General features: G+C 29.9%; 17 protein-coding genes and 2 pseudogenes. 15 read left to right on the top strand and 4 right to left on the bottom strand.

What is annotated here, in order from left to right:
• Nucleotides 1-205 precede the first annotated feature (205 nt).
• The 3 genes and pseudogenes from LEQ07_RS11115 to LEQ07_RS11105 form a co-directional block, all read right to left on the bottom strand.
• Nucleotides 206-733 carry an MATE family efflux transporter gene (locus tag LEQ07_RS11115; RefSeq protein WP_263330719.1) on the bottom strand — a complete coding sequence of 176 codons (528 nt, stop codon included), beginning with the start codon at nt 731-733 and terminating at the stop codon, nt 206-208.
• Nucleotides 734-816: 83 nt separating this feature from the next.
• Nucleotides 817-1,581, bottom strand: a complete 765-nt coding sequence (locus LEQ07_RS11110; protein ID WP_263330704.1) for an MATE family efflux transporter — start codon at nt 1,579-1,581, stop codon at nt 817-819.
• Between the two features lie 107 nt (nt 1,582-1,688).
• Nucleotides 1,689-3,600: pseudogene (locus LEQ07_RS11105) on the bottom strand (ABC-F family ATP-binding cassette domain-containing protein).
• 131 nt (nt 3,601-3,731) lie between these two features.
• Between LEQ07_RS11105 and LEQ07_RS11100 the strand changes: the two are divergent.
• A complete protein-coding gene (locus tag LEQ07_RS11100; RefSeq protein ID WP_046822460.1) occupies nt 3,732-4,361 on the top strand; it encodes a redox-sensing transcriptional repressor Rex in 630 nt (209 codons plus the stop codon).
• 55 nt (nt 4,362-4,416) lie between these two features.
• Here LEQ07_RS11100 and LEQ07_RS11095 read toward each other — a convergent pair whose 3' ends face one another.
• On the bottom strand, nt 4,417-4,587 hold the full coding sequence (locus LEQ07_RS11095; protein ID WP_021428309.1) for a DUF362 domain-containing protein: 171 nt from the start codon (nt 4,585-4,587) through the stop codon (nt 4,417-4,419).
• Nucleotides 4,588-4,836: 249 nt separating this feature from the next.
• Between LEQ07_RS11095 and LEQ07_RS11090 the strand changes: the two genes are divergently transcribed.
• The 14 genes and pseudogenes from LEQ07_RS11090 (at nt 4,837) to LEQ07_RS11025 (ending at nt 17,654) form a co-directional block, all read left to right on the top strand.
• Nucleotides 4,837-5,811 (top strand): CapA family protein, encoded by a 975-nt coding sequence (locus LEQ07_RS11090; protein WP_263330703.1) that lies wholly within the window; start codon nt 4,837-4,839, stop codon nt 5,809-5,811.
• Nucleotides 5,812-5,997: 186 nt separating this feature from the next.
• Nucleotides 5,998-7,899 (top strand): anaerobic carbon-monoxide dehydrogenase catalytic subunit, encoded by a 1,902-nt coding sequence (gene cooS, locus LEQ07_RS11085; RefSeq protein ID WP_263330702.1) that lies wholly within the window; start codon nt 5,998-6,000, stop codon nt 7,897-7,899.
• Nucleotides 7,892-8,362, top strand: a complete 471-nt coding sequence (locus tag LEQ07_RS11080) for a 4Fe-4S dicluster domain-containing protein (protein WP_046822457.1) — start codon at nt 7,892-7,894, stop codon at nt 8,360-8,362. Before cooS ends, LEQ07_RS11080 begins: the two co-directional genes overlap by 8 nt.
• The gene (locus tag LEQ07_RS11075) at nt 8,337-8,828 is read left to right on the top strand and encodes an FAD-dependent oxidoreductase (protein ID WP_263330701.1); all 492 of its coding nucleotides are present in this window, start codon (nt 8,337-8,339) and stop codon (nt 8,826-8,828) included. Before LEQ07_RS11080 ends, LEQ07_RS11075 begins: the two co-directional genes overlap by 26 nt.
• The gene (locus LEQ07_RS11070) at nt 8,773-9,564 is read left to right on the top strand and encodes an FAD-dependent oxidoreductase (RefSeq protein WP_317852073.1); all 792 of its coding nucleotides are present in this window, start codon (nt 8,773-8,775) and stop codon (nt 9,562-9,564) included. The genes LEQ07_RS11075 and LEQ07_RS11070 overlap by 56 nt, the downstream gene beginning before the upstream one ends.
• A gap of 371 nt (nt 9,565-9,935) precedes the next feature.
• A complete protein-coding gene (locus tag LEQ07_RS11065) occupies nt 9,936-10,532 on the top strand; it encodes an ATP-binding protein (RefSeq protein WP_263330700.1) in 597 nt (198 codons plus the stop codon).
• Nucleotides 10,533-10,664: 132 nt separating this feature from the next.
• Complete coding sequence (locus tag LEQ07_RS11060) at nt 10,665-11,963, top strand: Glu/Leu/Phe/Val family dehydrogenase (RefSeq protein WP_046822454.1); 1,299 nt, start codon at nt 10,665-10,667, stop codon at nt 11,961-11,963.
• 460 nt (nt 11,964-12,423) lie between these two features.
• The gene (locus LEQ07_RS11055) at nt 12,424-12,870 is read left to right on the top strand and encodes an SH3 domain-containing protein (protein ID WP_263330699.1); all 447 of its coding nucleotides are present in this window, start codon (nt 12,424-12,426) and stop codon (nt 12,868-12,870) included.
• 83 nt (nt 12,871-12,953) lie between these two features.
• Nucleotides 12,954-13,694, top strand: coding sequence for a C40 family peptidase (locus LEQ07_RS11050; protein WP_263330698.1), 741 nt, complete (start codon nt 12,954-12,956; stop codon nt 13,692-13,694).
• A 280-nt stretch (nt 13,695-13,974) separates the two neighbouring features.
• Nucleotides 13,975-14,900: pseudogene (gene pyrB / locus LEQ07_RS11045) on the top strand (aspartate carbamoyltransferase).
• Nucleotides 14,893-15,786, top strand: coding sequence for an amidohydrolase family protein (locus tag LEQ07_RS11040; protein WP_263330697.1), 894 nt, complete (start codon nt 14,893-14,895; stop codon nt 15,784-15,786). Before pyrB ends, LEQ07_RS11040 begins: the two are co-directional and overlap by 8 nt.
• On the top strand, nt 15,780-16,067 hold the full coding sequence (locus tag LEQ07_RS11035; protein WP_263330696.1) for an amidohydrolase family protein: 288 nt from the start codon (nt 15,780-15,782) through the stop codon (nt 16,065-16,067). The genes LEQ07_RS11040 and LEQ07_RS11035 overlap by 7 nt, the downstream gene beginning before the upstream one ends.
• Nucleotides 16,067-16,759 (top strand): dihydroorotate dehydrogenase electron transfer subunit, encoded by a 693-nt coding sequence (locus tag LEQ07_RS11030; protein WP_046822430.1) that lies wholly within the window; start codon nt 16,067-16,069, stop codon nt 16,757-16,759. The genes LEQ07_RS11035 and LEQ07_RS11030 overlap by 1 nt, the downstream gene beginning before the upstream one ends.
• Nucleotides 16,752-17,654, top strand: coding sequence for a dihydroorotate dehydrogenase (locus tag LEQ07_RS11025; RefSeq protein WP_263330695.1), 903 nt, complete (start codon nt 16,752-16,754; stop codon nt 17,652-17,654). The genes LEQ07_RS11030 and LEQ07_RS11025 overlap by 8 nt, the downstream gene beginning before the upstream one ends.
• Nucleotides 17,655-17,785 lie beyond the last annotated feature (131 nt).

Raw genomic sequence — 17,785 nt, 5'->3', positions numbered from 1 at the left:
TTAATATAGTAAATAAAAAACTAATTATATTTAAGTATAAAGGCTGAATTGAAAAAGGTACTATTATAAAATTATTTTATAATAGTACCTTTTTATTTACTTTAAAATATCTAAGTTGGAATATATTATTGTTGAAGTAGCGTTAAAGACTATGATTTTAGGTCTTTCAGCGAATGAAACAATAATATATTCCAACGAGAACTACCTAATCAATTTCTTTTACAATATTAGCAACCCATTTTTTAGATAATGCTCTAGGAACTCCGAATATAAACTTAACAATCTCTTCAGAGTAAGTAAGAAGCACTAGAATATAAATAGGAGCTCCCTTAATTGCAAATATAAAAGTAAGAGGAAGTGATACTAGCCACATACATCCTAGTTCTAAAAATAAAGAATATTTAGTATCTCCACCACTTCTTAAAATACCTATAATTAAAAGAGTATTAAAAGATTTCAGACCCATTAATAATCCCATAATAACAAATATTTTAATAATATCAGGAGCTAGATTATCCGAAACACTAAACATTTTAAGTAGAGTTGGTATGTTTAGTATAAGAAGTATACCAAATAGAGTTCCTACTATAAAAACTATTTTAGAAAACTTTTTAGCATAATCAATAGCTACTTTTTTATTATCAGCACCAAGCTCATTACCTAGCATAATAGATGCTCCTATAGCAACGCAGACAGCTGTCATAATAAAGAAATTTCCAGTACTAGTAGCTATTTGGCTAGCTGCAATTGCGGAAGTACCAGCTTTTGCATAAGCAACAGAATATAAAACTGTACCTATTGCCCAACCACTATCATTTAATAATATAGGTGTACTTTTTCAAAGAAAGCATTTATAAATTGTTTATCTATAGATTTTAAATTTTTAATATTGAATTTTAAAACATAATCTTTCTTTATGATATATACATATACTATTAAAAGTGAAAACTCTATCAATCTAGCTATTACAGTAGCTATAGCAGCTCCACGAACTCCTAATTCAGGCAATCCCAATTTCCCAAAGATTAAACCGTAGTTTAAGATAATGTTACTTACAAGAGCGACTGCACTACAAACCATTCCTAGTTTAGGGTTTCTAACACTTCTAGATCCCATACTAAATACAGTACTAACAGCTATTAAAGGATAACAAAATGCTATAATACTAAAATATTGGATACAAAGTTTAACAACTTCAGGATCATAAGAGAAAAAATGTATTATGAATTTAGGGAACATAAAAGCTGGTATAAAAAATAATAAACCTAATATTATTCCAAGTAAAACATTTAGTCCAGTAACCTTTTTTATATTATTAGCATCATTTTTACCAAAAAACTGAGATATAAATAAACCAGCGCCTCCTGTTAAACCGGATAAAGTCATATTAAATAAGAAGAAGTACTGATTAGCAACTCCAATTGATGCTACAGATGCCTCTCCTAAACTACTTATCATAACTGTATCTATAATATTTACAGATGTAGATATAAGATTCTGTATTATTATAGGAATACAAAGTGAAACTAGTAATTTATAGAATTTCTTATTTTCATCATTTAAATTAAAAATATTTGTCAATTAGACACCCCCTTAAATTTAATATCTATACTATGTTAATATAAAAAGCATATATATATCAACCAATTTCTTATATAAATTTCAGAATTATCAAAACAAAGAACAGCCTACATTAGCTGTTCCCATTCTTCATATAAATTATTTAATCTATCTTCTAAAGAAGATTTGTTTTGGCTAACTTCCTTAGATTTTTCAGGATTAGAATATATTTCTTCTTTGCACATAAGTACATTAAGTTCTTCTATTTCAATTTCTATTTCTTCAATTTCCTTTTCTATGCTCTGCCTTTTAACTCTAGCTTTTTTTCTAACTCTCTTTGTTCTCTTTCCTTTCGCTTTTCATCTTTTAATTGAGTTTTTGTTTTCTCCTCAGTTGTTTCTATAGCGTTCATCTCTATGGTTTGTTTTTTCTTATCTATATAATAATCATAATTACCTAGATATTCTGTTATTCCATCAGAATCAAGAACAAGTATTTTATCAACAACTGTATTTAAGAAATATCTATCATGAGATATTGTAAATAAAGTTCCTGTATAATTTAATAAAGCTTCTTCAAGAACTTCTTTAGAGTCTATATCAAGGTGATTTGTAGGCTCGTCCAGTAATAAAAAGTTAGAATTAGATAAAATTAATTTTAATATAGCAACTCTAGCTCTTTCTCCACCGCTTAGTGTAGATATTTTTTTAAATACTTCTTCATCTTCAAATAAAAAAGATCCTAACATGTTTCTAAGCGTAGTTTGGTTTAAATTAGGATGATCATTCCAAATTTCATCAATAATAGTATTATCTAGGTTAAGAGTTTTTTGTTCTTGGTGGAAGTAGTCTACATAAACATTTGCACCAAGTTTAGCAGTACCAGTTAACGGTATTATTTCATTCATTATTATTTTAAATAAAGTAGATTTTCCTATTCCGTTAGCTCCTATTAAAGCGACTTTTTCACCTCTATATATATTGAAGTTTATATCTTTGAAAAGTATTCTTTCACCATAACCCATAGAAAGATCTTCTACTTGTAAAACATCATTACCACTAGATACAGAAGGACTAAATTGAATGCTAGCTTTTTTTCTAAACACATCAGGTTTATCTAATACATCAACTTTATCTAGCATTTTTTCTTTACTTCTAGCTCTTTTTAAATGTTTTTCTCTTCCGTAAGCTTTTAGTCTATCAATTGATTCTTCTTGTTTTTTAATTTCTTTTTGCTGATCTTCATATCTTTTAACTTCTAACTCTTTTTCTACTTTAGATAATTCTATGAATTTAGAGTAATTTCCATTATATGTTTTAAGCCTTTTATTATGAATTTCGAACACTCTATTTACAACCTGATCTAAGAAATATCTATCATGAGATATGATAATTACTGTTCCTTTATATTGCTTTAAGAAAACTTCTAACCATTCTATAGCATCTGAATCAAGGTGGTTAGTTGGCTCATCTAGAAGTAGAAGTGAAGGATTTTTTAGTAGTAACTTTGAAAGTAAGACTCTTGTTTTTTCTCCTCCAGATAATATATTTATTGGAGTTTCCATGTCAGAATCAGAAAAACCTAGACCTTTCAAAATACCTTTTACTTCTGATTTATAGCCATAACCATTTAGTTCAGAGAAAAGCTCTAATTTTTGAGAATACTCATTCATCAGTTTATCTAAAATTTTTGAATAAGGATTAGAACCTTCTTCAGCTATTTTAATTTCTAAATCTCTTATATACTTTTCCATATTCATTAAATCAGAAAAACCTCTAAAACCTCTTCATATATAGTTTTTTCTGATTGGAAATTTGTATTTTGTTCAAGATATCCTATTTCTACACCTTTACCAAGATATATATCTCCGCTATCATATCCATAAATCCCAGAAAGTACTTTAAATAAAGTGGTTTTACCAGTTCCATTTACACCTATAATACCAACCTTATCGCCTTCATTTACAGTGAAGCTAATATTTTCTAATATAGTATCTATTCCAAAACTTTTATTTAAGTTATTGCACGACAAAACAATCATAAAATTATACCTCCTTTAAACTATCTAAAATTATAATGTTTTGGTATAATATAATCAAGGATATATGCATTTTGTTAAAAAAATAGCATAATATATAAAACAGGGATAATGAATATATAGGAGGTGATGAGATGAGTAATAAAAATATTTCTATGGCTGTAATAAGAAGATTACCTAAATATCACAGGTACTTAGGAGATTTGTTAGATAGAGATATACAAAGAATATCTTCTAAAGAATTAAGCGATATAATTGGTTTTACAGCATCTCAAATAAGACAAGATTTAAACAACTTTGGTGGATTTGGACAGCAGGGATACGGATATAATGTCGAAGAGTTATATAATGAAATAGGTAAAATATTAGGGTTATCTAGAACTTATAATTCTATAATAATTGGGGCTGGAAACTTAGGACAAGCAATAGCTAATTATGCAGGGTTTACTAAAGCAGGATTTAAGATAAAAGCTTTATTTGATGCAAATCCAAGAATGATAGGATTAAAAATTAGAGATTTTGAAATATTAGATTCTGATGACATCGAGGAGTTCGTAGCTGAAAATGATATCGATATAGCGATATTATGTATACCAAAAAATGGGGCGCAAGAAGTTGTCGATAGATTAGTTAAATCAGGTATAAAGGGAGTTTGGAACTTTGCACCGTTAGATTTAGAAGTACCAAATGATGTTATAGTTGAAAATGTAAACTTAACTGAAAGTTTATTTACTTTATCATATCTTATGAATGAAGATAAATAAATTAAAATAAAAAAACTACCTACAAAGTAGGTAGTTTTTTTATTTTAATTTATTATTATTCTGGTTGTGGAGCATCTACTGGACAAACTCCGTTACAAGCACCACACTCTATACAAGTATCTGCATCTATAACATATTTGTCATCTCCAGCTGATATACAGCTAACTGGGCACTCAGCTTCACAAGCACCACAGCTTATACAAGCATCATTAATTTTGTAAGCCATTTTCAATCTCCTCCTAAAATATGTAAAATTATGTTCATTAGTATTATAACAAAAAAATTATATATACATAATTAGAATGCATACAAAACAAACATATTACATAAACCGATTTATTTTGACAAATAGTATAAGCTATAATATATTTAGGGGTTATTACTTTGGTGGAGGTAGACAAATGAAGAAAAAGATTAATAAAAAAAGCTATCACTATTAATATCTGGAATAATTATTGTAGTGGTAGTTATTTGTATGCTTATTTTTAAAATTGTTGTAGGAAGTAATAAAATTAAAGATATTAATGAACAATCAAAGAAAGTTGATGAAGTAATAGAGGTAAAAAAGGAAAGTATAACTATTAATTTTGTAGGGGATATAACTATGGGGAACTATAAGGGAGCCTCATATTATGGATCTTTTGATAATGAGTTTGAAAATCAAGGACAAGATTATGGATACTTTTTAAAAAATGTTAAGAAAATTTTTGAGGAGGATGACTTAACAGTAGCAAATTTAGAGGGGCCTTTAACTAGCGCAAGCAAAGCAAAAGTTAAAAAATTTGCGTTTAAAGGAGATCCTTCTTATGTAAATACACTTAAACAAGGTGGAATAGATGCTGTAACATTAGCGAATAATCACTCGGAGGATTATTTTGATGAGGGTATGAAACAAACTAAATTTATATTAAAAGAAAATAATATAGATTATTTTGGATTAGGAGAGAAAAGCATAGTAGATGTTAAAGGTGTAAAGGTCGGATTATTAGGTTACAATGGTTGGACTGAAAATTATAATGAAGAATTTTTAAATAATATGAAAAAAGATATACAAAGTGTTAAAAAAGAATCGAATGTAGTATTTGTGTATTTCCATTGGGGAACAGAGCGACAATATTATCCGGATCAAGTTCAAAAAGATTTTGCGCATTTTGCTATAAATAATGGAGCTGATGGGGTGTTAGGAAGTCATCCTCATGTTATGCAAGGAATAGAAGAATATAAAGGCAAGTATATTGCATATAGCCTAAGTAATTTCTGTTTCGGAGGTAATAAAAACCCTCAAGATAAAGATACTTTTATATACAAACAAACGTTTAACTTTGAAGATAATAAACTTATAAGTATAAACAAACCTGAAATTATACCATGTTCTATATCATCTCAACATGGTATTAATAATTATCAACCAACGCCATTAACGGGAACAGAAGCAGATAGAGTAAAATAAATTAAAAAATATAAGTGAAGGCTTAAATAAATAGATTATAAAAACTTATTTAATTATTGGATTTTTTCAAAATTAAATAAGTTTTTTAAATTAGGAAAACTCTTTCAAAAATATGTTTAACTATTAACAATGAATGGTATATATAAAAAGGATTACCATAAAAATATATTTAGGGGGATGTAATTTATGTCTTGTGTTAGTTGTAAAATGTGCGAAAGTGCAGATAAAAGGTTAGAAAGTTTTGTAGCGTCGAAGGATGTTGAAACGGCATTCCATAGAACTGAAGATCAAAAAATTAAATGTGGTTTTGGACTTCAAGGTGTATGTTGTAGATTATGTGCAAATGGTCCATGTAGAATAACACCTAAATCTCCAAGGGGAATTTGTGGAGCAGATGCTGATACAATAGTTGCTAGAAACTTTTTAAGAGCAGTTGCAAGTGGAGCTGCATGTTATCTGCATGTTGTTGAAAATACAGCTAGAAACTTGAAAAAGTTAGGTGAAAATAAAGGAATAATAAAGGGAGAAAAGACAATAGATGAATTAGCTGATATATTTGGAGTTGAAGCTAATGATAGATATGAAAAATGTATAAAAGTTGCGCAAAAAGTTCTAGATGATTTATATAAAGCTAGAGATGAAAAAATGGAGTTAGTAGAGAAAATAGCATATGCTCCAAGAGTTAATAAGTGGAGAGAAATAGGTATAATGCCAGGAGGAGCTAAATCAGAAGTTTTTGATGCAATCGTTAAGTCATCTACAAATTTAAATAGTGACCCTGTTGATATGCTTATAAACTGTTTAAACTTGGGAATATCTACTGGATTATATGGACTTACACTAACTAATCTTTTAAACGATGTTATTTTAGGAGAGCCAGTTATAAGAACTGCACCTGTAGGATTTAGAGTTATAGATAAAGATTATATAAATATAATGATAACAGGACATCAACATTCAACATTTGCTCACTTCCAGGATAGATTGAAAGATGAAGATGTTGTTAAATTGGCAAAAGAAGCAGGAGCAAAAGGATTTAGATTGGTTGGATGTACTTGTGTAGGGCAAGATTTACAGTTAAGAGGGGAGCACTATCAAGATGTATTTGCAGGTCATGCTGGAAATAACTTTACAAGTGAGGCTGTTCTTTCTACAGGAGCAATAGACATGATTGCATCTGAATTTAACTGTACTATACCAGGTATAGAGCCTATAGCAGATAAATATAAAGTAAAAATGGTTTGTTTAGATGATGTAGCTAAAAAAGTTAATGCAGAATATGTACCGTTTGATAGAGAAAATATAGAATCAATTTCAGAAAAATTAATAAATGAAGCCTTAATAAGTTATAAATCAAGAAGAGGCGAAGTTGAAATAGACATACCTAGTGACCACGGACATGATGTTTCATTAACAGGTGTAAGTGAGAAGAACTTAAAAGCCTTCTTAGGGGACTCATGGAAACCTCTTATAAACTTAATTGCAGAAGGTAAAATAAAAGGAATAGCAGCGGTTGTTGGATGTTCAAATATGACGGCAAAAGGACATGATGTATTTACTGTAGAATTAACTAAAGAGCTTATAAAAAGAGATATAATCGTTTTATCTGCAGGATGCTCTACCGGAGGATTAGAAAATGTTGGATTAATGTCTCCTGGAGCTGAAGAATTAGCAGGTGAAAATTTAAAAGAAGTTTGCAAATCTTTAGGAATACCACCAGTATTGAACTTTGGACCATGTTTAGCTATAGGAAGACTTGAAATAGTTGCCACTGAAATTGCTAAAGAATTAGGAATAGATATACCTCAGCTTCCACTAATTTTATCTGCACCTCAATGGTTAGAAGAACAAGCTTTAGCAGATGGAGCATTTGGATTAGCTTTAGGATTACCTCTTCACTTAGCATTACCACCATTTATAACAGGTGGTAAATTAGTTACACAAGTTTTAACTGAAGGATTAAAGGATATAACTGGAGGGCATGTTATAGTTGATTCAGAGGTTGTATCTTCAGCTGATACATTAGAAAAAATAATTATAGATAGAAGAGAAAAATTAGGCTTAAAGGATGTGGAATGTTATGCATAGGATTCTAATTAATAAAGAATTATGTACCGGATGTAAGAGTTGTGTTTTAGCATGCATGTTAAGAAACGATTTACAAAAAGATATATACTCTTTAGATTTAGAAGACCTAGATAACGAAAGTAGAAACCATATAGAGTTAAATAAATTTAATAATCCAATTCCTATTATTTGTAGACATTGTGAAACTCCAGAGTGTGTACTTACATGTATGAGTGGAGCTATGACAAAAAATAAAGAAACTGGAATAGTAAGTTATGACAAAGATAGGTGTGGAGTTTGTTATATGTGCGTTATGGCATGCCCATATGGACTTTTAAAGCCTGACGATAAAACAAAACAAACTATTTTAAAATGTGATATGTGTGAAAGTATAGGATATCCCAAGTGTGTAGCTAATTGTCCAACTGGAGCAATAACGCTACAAGAGGAGGTAAAAAATGAATTATGTAGTTCTGGGTGCTAGTGCGGCAGGCATTAACGCTATAAAAGTATTAAGGGAGTTAGATGAAAAAGCTAATATAACATTAATATCAAAAGATGAACACATTTACTCAAGATGTATGTTGCATCATATTATATCTGAACATAGAACATTAGATAGCTTAAACTTTGTAGAAACTAAATTTGATGAAAAATATAATATAAGTTGGAAAAACTCATGCACTGTAAATAATATAGATATAGAAAATAAAGAAGTATATATACTAGAGACTGGTGAAAAAGTTAAATATGATAAACTAATAATTGCAACAGGGGCATCATCAGCTATGCCTCCTATAAAAAACTTAAAGAAAGCAAAACATGTGTATGGACTTAGAAATATAGAAGATGCTTATGAAATAAAAGAAAAAGCAAAAAATGTAAAAATAAGCCATACTAGGGGCTGGGCTTGTAGGAATAGATGCTCTTATAGGATTATTAGAATATAAAAATTTAGATATATCTGTAATATATAGAGAACCTTTTATACTAAATAGGCAGTTAGATGAATACGCTGCATCGGTATATGAAAATAAATTTAAAGAATTAGGTGTGAAATTCTTTAAGGGTGCAAGTGTTAATGAAATTTGCATAGATAATAATGAAAATATAATTGGAGTAGTATTAGATGATGAAACTTATATAGAATGTGATATGGCAATCGTAGCAACAGGGGTTATCCCAAATGCTGAATTTATAAATAAAGAGTTTATAAGTTATGATAGAGGAATAATCATAGATGAGAATTGCAAAACTACTGCAAAAGACATATTTGCGGCAGGTGATGTTGTTGGGAAAAATGCAATTTGGCCTTTAGCTGTGAAGCAAGGAATAGTAGCTGCCTATAATATGGCTGGAAGAGAAGAAAAAATAGATGATTCATTTGTATATAGAAACACAATGAATTTTTTAGGAATACCTACAGTTTCGCTAGGTATAATTGATATGGAAGAAGACTGTATCGTAAATGTTAGAAAAGATGAAACAGGGTATAAAAAGTTTATAATAAAAGATAATGTTATTAAAGGAGTAATAGTTCAAGGTGATATATCTTATGTAGGGGCTCTTACTCATTTGATAAAAAATAATATAGAAATACCAGATTTAGAAAAAAGAATTTTTGAAATAGGATATGCAGATTTCTTTTCCGTTAAAGGAAATGGAGAGTTTTGCTATAATATATAATTAAGGGAGTGTCTCAAAATAGTATAGTGTGAAAGAATGAATATAAGTTTTGCTCCTAAAGCTGAAAAGATGCTTTGAAAGTCGCTAAAACTTATATTTATTCTATCCCTACTTATTTTGAGACACTCCTTTTTAAATATATATTATAGGAGTGTAAATATGAAGGTTTATGCATTAGTAGGAGAGAGTGGTTCTGGAAAAAGTTATAAAGCATTAGAGTTAGCCTATGAAAAAATATAAACTATATAATAGATGATGGAATTTTAATTTTTAAGAATAAAATAATTGCTGGAATATCGGCAAAACAAGCAAGTACCAAAATTCAGGCAGTTAAAAGAGCTATATTTCACGATGAAAACCATAGAAATGAAGTGAAATTTAAAATAGTGGAAGAAAATATAGAGTCTATTTTAATAATAGGAACATCAGATAAAATGGTAAACCAGATAGCTAGTAAATTAAATTTAGGGAAAATATATAAAACTGTTTATATAAATGAAATATCGACACAAGAAGAAATAGATATTGCAAAAGAGTGGAGGAGTAAAGGAAATCACATAATACCACTTCCGACATTAGAAGTTAAATCTATTGCTAGTGGACTTAGTATAAATCCGATTAAAAAATTATTTAAAAGAGAAAATAAGGAATCTATATTAGTTGAAAAAACTATCATTAGGCCGACTTTTAGCTATATGGGAAATTTTTATATTAAAAAAAATGCAATAAATCAAATAATATTTTTTGAACTATCGAAATTTGATTACATAAGCAAAATTAATTCAGTAAAATTTAACAATAAAAAAGGAAATTTAGAAATATTTATTATTTTAGAATTAGATTTATTTAACTGTATTGAGACTATATTTAAGCTTCAAGAACATATAATAAAGGCATTGTATGATGTTACTTTAATAAATGTAAGTAGGCTTGATATAAGACTGAACAAGATAAAAAGTGTTAAATAAAAAACTAATAGAAATTTTATACAAATAAATAAAAAACTGTGCTATAATCAAACTGTAAGTAAGGGAAATCATTTTCCGACAAACAATAAAGGGGATTTAAAAAATTAAAATATTTTTAAGGGGGCTTTTAAAATGGCTGAAAAAACTTTAAATGTTCTAGAGATAGCAAGATCTCAAGTAAAAACTGCTTGCGATAAATTAGGGGCAGATCCAGCAGTATATGAAATATTAAAAAATCCAATGAGAGTGTTAGAAGTATCATTCCCAGTTAAAATGGATGATGGGACTGTAAGAACATTTACAGGATATAGATCACAACATAATAATGCTTGTGGACCATTTAAAGGAGGATTAAGATTCCATCCAGCAGTTTGTATGGACGAGGTTAAAGCTTTATCTACTTGGATGACTTTCAAGTGTTCAGTAGTAGGAATACCTTATGGTGGAGGTAAAGGTGGTATGGCCATCGATCCTACAGAATTCTCTCAAGCTGAGTTAGAAAGAATATCTAGAGGATTTGCTAAGTCAATAGCTCCAATAATAGGAGAAAAAGAAGATATACCAGCTCCAGATGTTAATACAAATGGACAAATAATGGCTTGGATGGTTGATGAGTATGCAAATGTTACAGGGGAATTCCAACCAGGAGTATTTACTGGAAAACCAGTTGATTTCTACGGATCTTTAGCTAGAAATGAAGCTACAGGATATGGAGTTGCTACAATTGCAATGGAAGCAGCTAAGAAAAAAGGAATAGATGTATCTAATGTTACTGTAGGACTTCAAGGATTTGGTAATGTTGGAAGCTTCGCTGGTATGTACATAGATGAAGCAGGAGCTAAAGTAATATATGTAGAAGACCATACAGGAACTATATATAATAAAGATGGAATAGATATGAAAGCTTTAATGGCTTACAATAAAGAACATAGATGTATAAAAGGATTCCCTGGTGCAGAAGCTGTTGACCAAAGTGTAATAACTGCAGAAGTTGACGTATTAATGCCTTGTGCACTAGAAAATCAAATAACTTCAGCAAATGCTGGAGATATAAAAGCTAAAATAGTATGTGAAGGAGCTAATGGACCAACTACTCCAGAAGCAGATAAAATACTATTTGAAAAAGGAATAACTTTAGTACCAGATATATTAGCTAATAGTGGTGGAGTTACAGTTTCTTACTTTGAATGGGTTCAAAACTTAATGAGATACAACTGGAGTTTTGACGAAGTTCAAGAAAAACAAAGAGCTTTAATGAAAAAAGCATTTGAAGAAATATGGACATTAGCAGGAGACCATAATGTTGAAATGAGAACAGCTGCATACATGATGTCAATTAAGAGAATAGCTGATGCTATGAAATTAAGAGGATGGTATACAGAAGCTCCTGTTAAAGAAGATGCTAAAAAAGAAGCTACATCTTTAGCTTAATAAATAAGAATAAAATAAGTAAAATTTAGAATAAAAAAGTGTACATCTTTTCAGTATAAAACTGATTAAATGTACACTTTTATTTTATGCAAAAAATAAAAAAGCATATAAAAAAATTTATATACTAGATATAAAAATTTGCATGCTAATATATGCTAAAATATCCAAATTTATTTACTTTTGAAAAAATAGTATATAATTAATATAAAATGTATATTAAAAGTTATTTTGGATAAAATAATAAGTTTTTAAATATTATATACAAGATATAAGTTAAATATTGTTAATATAAGAATACTACATAACTTGTAACATTTATTTACAAAATGGTTACAGAGTTGTGACATATAAATACAAAAATGAAAATATCTTGTGTATTAGTATTTTATCCTACATAGGTTTCAGCTATGAAAATAACACGTAAGAAAACTTATGGTGAATTTTTGGAGGGAAAAACATTATGAAGAGAAAAATATTAGTACCAGTATTTGCATCATTTATGGCATTATCAATGAACGGGATAGCGCATGCAGACGATGCAAAAGTTGAGAAGGTAACAGATAAAAAAGACGTTAATGAAAAGAATGTAATAAATTTAAAAGACTATAAAGATGTAGATTTTAAAGTTGCAGAAGTTAAAGATGGAGTAGCTGTAAAAGTAAGAAAGCAAGGATCAGTTCAAACTATAGCATACTCAGGTGACCAATTTAAAATAGTTGGAGAACAAGACGGATGGTATAAAGTTCAATTAGACGACGAAACTGAAGGATGGATAGCGTCTAGATATGTTGATGTTAAAGCTGCTAATGCTTATATAACAGCAGATAAAGTAAATTTAAGAAAAGATGCTCATGTAGAGTCTGATATAAAGATAACTTACCAGCTTCTACAAAAGTTCAAGTTTTAGGAACTGAAGGTAACTGGGTAAAAGTTAAAAATGGAGAAAATGAAGGATTTGTAAGAGATTTATACGTATCTGATAAAGCTCCAGTGGTAGAAGAAGAAAATAATCAATCAGATGTTAAAGATCAAAATAATGGACAAGCATCTGATAACAATCAAACAACAAACAATGATGCTGCTAATGGAAATGAAAGCAACAATGTTGAAAACAACGAAAACAATAACAACAATGATGTTGAAGAAAACAATGACAACAGTAATGTAGAAAATAATGAAAACAATAACAACAGCAACAATAATGTAGAGAATAACGAAAATACAAATAATAATAATAACAACAATAATAACAACAATAACAACAATAACAACAATAACAACAATAATAACAACAATAACAACAATAACAACAATAACTCAAGTAATGAAGAGAAACCGGCACCGCCAGCTAATAACTCAAATGCTGCTTCTGCTGTAGTTAGTATGGCTTATGCTAAGTTAGGATCTCCTTATGTATGGGGAGCTGAAGGGCCTAATAGCTTTGACTGTTCAGGACTTACTTCATATGTATTTAGAAATGCTGCAGGAGTATCTTTACCAAGAACTTCATCTTCTCAATACGGAGTTGGTAGATCTGTAAGTAAAGCTAATTTACAAGCAGGAGACTTAGTATTCTTCGCAACTGGTGGCGGAGGAGTAAGCCACGTTGGTATATATGTTGGTGGAGGAAACATGGTTCATGCACCAAACTCAGGAGATGTTGTTAAAGTTAGTAACATAAACTCATCTTACTGGCAAAAAGCTTACGTAGGAGCTAAGAGAGTATTATAGTATAGAATTTACAAGGATGTAGTTTAAAATAGATAGACGCTTTAGCAAATATATATGTTTTGCTCCATCAAAGCTGAAAAGATGCTTTGAAATGTCGCTAAAACATATATATTTGCTTTCGCTATCTGTTTTAGATACATCCTTTTTTATATTCAATAAAGCCTAGATTTTTTGAAACTCATATTGACATCGTTTCTTAAAGGTGATAATATTCTATAAAAGAAAAAAATTAAAATACTTTTAAATTTAGTCCAGAGAGGCTAAAAAAGGAGGAACATATATGAAATTACAGGGAAGAAATTTAATCCAACCAGAAGACTTTTCGATAAATGAAATAGATGAAATTCTATCTTTATCTCAAAATATAATTGACAATCCGTCAAAATACTCACGAGTTTGTGAAGGTAATTTACTAGCAACTTTATTTTATGAACCATCAACAAGAACAAGATTTAGCTTTGAAGCTGCAATGAATAGATTAGGGGGAAAGGTAATTGGCTTTTCAGAACCAAATTCTTCATCAACAGCAAAAGGAGAAACATTAGAAGACACTATGGAAACAGTATCTTGTTATGCTGATGCTATAGTCATGAGACACCCAAGAGCCGGTTCAGCTTTAGAGGCGTCAAGGTTTGCTAGAGTACCATTTATAAATGCAGGAGACGGAGGAAATCAACATCCAACTCAAACACTTACAGATATTCTTACAATAAAATCACTTAAAGGAAATTTAGAAAATCACACTATCGGATTATGTGGAGATTTAAAAAACGGAAGAACAGTACATTCACTAGTTAAAGCTATGGCAAGATATAAAAATACTAAATTTGTATTTATATCACCTAAAGAGTTAGAAATGCCTCAATATATAAAAGAAGTTATAGCTGGGCACGAATATGTTGAAACTAATAGCTTAGATGAGGTTATAGAAGACTTAGATGTTCTTTATATGACTAGAGTTCAAAGAGAAAGATTTGAAGATCAAGAACAATATGAAAGACTTAAAGATTATTATATATTAACAACAGAAAAAATGAAAAAGCTAAACCAGATATGTTAGTTATGCATCCATTACCAAGAGTGAATGAAATTGATACAGAGGTAGATAAAGATAATAGAGCGGTATACTTCGATCAAGCAAAATATGGAATGTACGTTAGAATGGCATTAATAATGAAACTTCTGGGGGTAGATAAAAATGAGTAAACTTCTTATAAAAAACGTAAAAATGATTGATTCTAGTATGAACTTTAAAGGAGATTTACTTGTTGAAAATGGTAAGATTTCTAAAATGGACTCGAACATAAATCCTACTGATATTGAAGGTTTAAAAATTATAGATGGAAAAAATAAGATTTTAATGCCGGCATTTATAGATTTGCACACACACTTAAGAGACCCGGGGTTAACACATAAAGAAGATTTAGAAACAGGACAAAAGGCAGCATTAAAAGGTGGATTCACAGTGCTTTGTCCAATGGCAAATACTAAGCCAGTTTGTGACAACGAACAGGTTATGGAATATGTGTTAAGAAAAGCTAAGAAATTAGATTTATGTGATATAAAGCAAGTTTGCGCTATAACAGAAAACCTTGAAGGTGAAGAAATTATAGATATAGAAAAAATGAGAACGTATACAGACTTATTCTCTGATGATGGATACACCCTTCACAATGAAAAAATAATGAGAGATGCACTTAGTTTATCTAAAAAATTAGATTTTAAAGTTCTAACTCATTGTCAGCCGGAATTTGAAATAGTAAAAAGAGATTTGAACATGCTTAAAGAGGTTGAAGGAAACCTTCATATCTGTCATATAAGTTTAAAAGACACTTTAGATGAAATTAAAAAGTATAAAAATGATGGATATAAGTTCACTTGTGAGGTAGGACCTCATCATATATTCGGATATGGATTAGAATATAGAGTTAACCCAGCTTTTGCAGAGGAAGAAGACATGAAATACTTAATTCAAGGAATAAAAGATGGATATATAGATATGATAGGAACGGATCATGCCCCTCATACAAAAGAAGACAAAGAAAAGGGAGCTCCTGGAATATCTAATATAGAAGTTGCATTCCAATGGTAAACAAAGTATTTAATGAAAATAATATATCTTTAAATAAATTAAGTGAGATGATGAGTGCAAATCCTGCTAAATTACTAGGGTTAAATCAAGGATTAATAAAAGAAGGTTTAAGAGCGGACTTAGTTATAGTAGATCCGGAACAAGAAGAAGCTATAGATGTATCTAAGTTTGTATCTAAAGGAAAAAACAATCCATTTGATGGTCAAAAAGTTAGAGGGAAAATAATAATGACTATAAGAGATGGAAGAGTTATGTATGACGTAAAGGGGGATATGCAATAATGTACAAAATTTTAGAAAATAAATATATAGGCGAAGATATGTATTTTATGAAGGTAGAGGGTAAATTTGAAGCAAAGATGGGTCAATTTTACATGCTTAGAGCCTGGGATACATACCCATTACTTTCAAGACCGATAAGTGTTCATGATGTAAATGAAGATAGTATATCTTTTTTATATAAGGTTGTGGGAGAAGGAACTAAAATATTAAGCAATCTAAGAGTAAATGATGAAATTAAATTGGAAGGCCCTTATGGAAATGGATATGAAAATGTAAAAGGGAAGGTTGCGTTAGTAGGAGGAGGAATAGGTATAGCTCCACTATACCTAGTAGCTAAGAACATTGAAAACTGTGATGCATATCTAGGATTCAGAAAAGAAGCTATATTAGAAGAAGAATACAGTGAAGTATGTAATGAAGTAAACATAGCTATAGGAGACACTTTTGTTACAGATATATTAGATGTAGAAAAATATGATTATATATTAACTTGTGGGCCTACACCCATGATGGAAAAGTTAGTAAAGATGACAGAAGGAACTAATACAAAAATAATGGTATCTTTAGAAAATCATATGGCATGTGGGGTAGGAGCTTGCTTAGTTTGTACTTGTAAAACTAAATTTGGAAATAAAAAAACATGCAAAGATGGTCCAGTGTTCTGGGGAGAGGACGTGATATTTAATGGCTAATTTAAATGTTAAATTCGGAAATATAGAATTTAAAAATCCTTTAGTTATGGCATCGGGGACTTTTGGATTTGGAAAAGAATATGCAGAAATTTATGATATAGAAAAATTGGGTGGAATAAGTAGCAAAGGGCTTACACTGGAAAAAAGAGATGGAAATAAAGGTATGAGAGTTCACGAAACTCCATCAGGGATGATGAATAGCGTAGGACTTGAAAATCCTGGAGTAAGAGGTTTCATAGAAAATGAACTTCAGTTTTTTAAAGAACTAGATACGGTTAGAATTGCAAATTTAGGTGGAGGAACATTAGATGACTATATAAGCGGTGTAGAGTTACTAAACGACCAACCTATAGATATGATAGAATTAAATATTTCTTGTCCAAATGTTAAGGCAGGAGGTATGGCCTTTGGGATAAAAAATGAGGTTGCAAGGGAAGTTGTAAGAGCTGTAAGAGCAAAAACTAAACTACCATTAGTTGTAAAGTTATCACCTAATGCTGAAGATATAGTTGGGATGGCAAAGGTGTGTGAGGAAGAAGGCGCAGATGGGATATCATTAGTTAATACTTTCAAAGCTATGGCTATAAATATAAATAAGAAAAAACCGGTATTTGAAAATATATATGCTGGGTTATCTGGACCTGCAATAAAGCCTATAGCTTTAAGGATGGTTCATGAAGTTTGTAAAGCAGTAAACATACCAGTAATGGGAATGGGTGGAATAACTAATTGGCAAGACGCCATAGAGTTTATAATGGCTGGAGCTACTTGCGTACAAGTTGGAACTGCTAACTTTATAAATCCTAGAATTGGATTAGATATAATCAAAGGAATAGAAGATTATATGGATAGAGAAGGAATAAAAAGCTTAGATGAAATTAGAGGTATAGTTTAGGTAATTTTAATGAGGTAGCTACGGATGATAAATAGTTGTTTCAGTCGCTAAAGACCTAAAAAACATGGTCTTTAACGCTTCTTCAACAAACTATTTATTATCCTGCGCTGAGCTTAAGTTAAAATTACTGT

The organism is Paraclostridium sp. AKS73, assembly GCF_025671395.1.
Taxonomy (GTDB): domain Bacteria; phylum Bacillota; class Clostridia; order Peptostreptococcales; family Peptostreptococcaceae; genus Paraclostridium; species Paraclostridium benzoelyticum.
The sequence above is the reverse complement of the archived record's forward strand: the minus strand, read 5'-3'. Positions and strand labels throughout refer to the sequence as shown.

Coding starts and splice junctions, on each gene's coding strand:
- LEQ07_RS11095 (WP_021428309.1), bottom strand. CDS start 4,587: ATGGCTTACAAAATTAATGATGCTTGTATAAGCTGTGGTGCTTGTGAA.
- LEQ07_RS11075 (WP_263330701.1), top strand. CDS start 8,337: ATGAATTATGTAGTTCTGGGTGCTAGTGCGGCAGGCATTAACGCTATA.
- LEQ07_RS11060 (WP_046822454.1), top strand. CDS start 10,665: ATGGCTGAAAAAACTTTAAATGTTCTAGAGATAGCAAGATCTCAAGTA.
- LEQ07_RS11100 (WP_046822460.1), top strand. CDS start 3,732: ATGAGTAATAAAAATATTTCTATGGCTGTAATAAGAAGATTACCTAAA.
- LEQ07_RS11035 (WP_263330696.1), top strand. CDS start 15,780: ATGGTAAACAAAGTATTTAATGAAAATAATATATCTTTAAATAAATTA.
- cooS (WP_263330702.1), top strand. CDS start 5,998: ATGTCTTGTGTTAGTTGTAAAATGTGCGAAAGTGCAGATAAAAGGTTA.
- LEQ07_RS11055 (WP_263330699.1), top strand. CDS start 12,424: ATGAAGAGAAAAATATTAGTACCAGTATTTGCATCATTTATGGCATTA.
- LEQ07_RS11040 (WP_263330697.1), top strand. CDS start 14,893: ATGAGTAAACTTCTTATAAAAAACGTAAAAATGATTGATTCTAGTATG.
- LEQ07_RS11090 (WP_263330703.1), top strand. CDS start 4,837: ATGCTTATTTTTAAAATTGTTGTAGGAAGTAATAAAATTAAAGATATT.
- LEQ07_RS11025 (WP_263330695.1), top strand. CDS start 16,752: ATGGCTAATTTAAATGTTAAATTCGGAAATATAGAATTTAAAAATCCT.
- LEQ07_RS11030 (WP_046822430.1), top strand. CDS start 16,067: ATGTACAAAATTTTAGAAAATAAATATATAGGCGAAGATATGTATTTT.
- LEQ07_RS11080 (WP_046822457.1), top strand. CDS start 7,892: ATGCATAGGATTCTAATTAATAAAGAATTATGTACCGGATGTAAGAGT.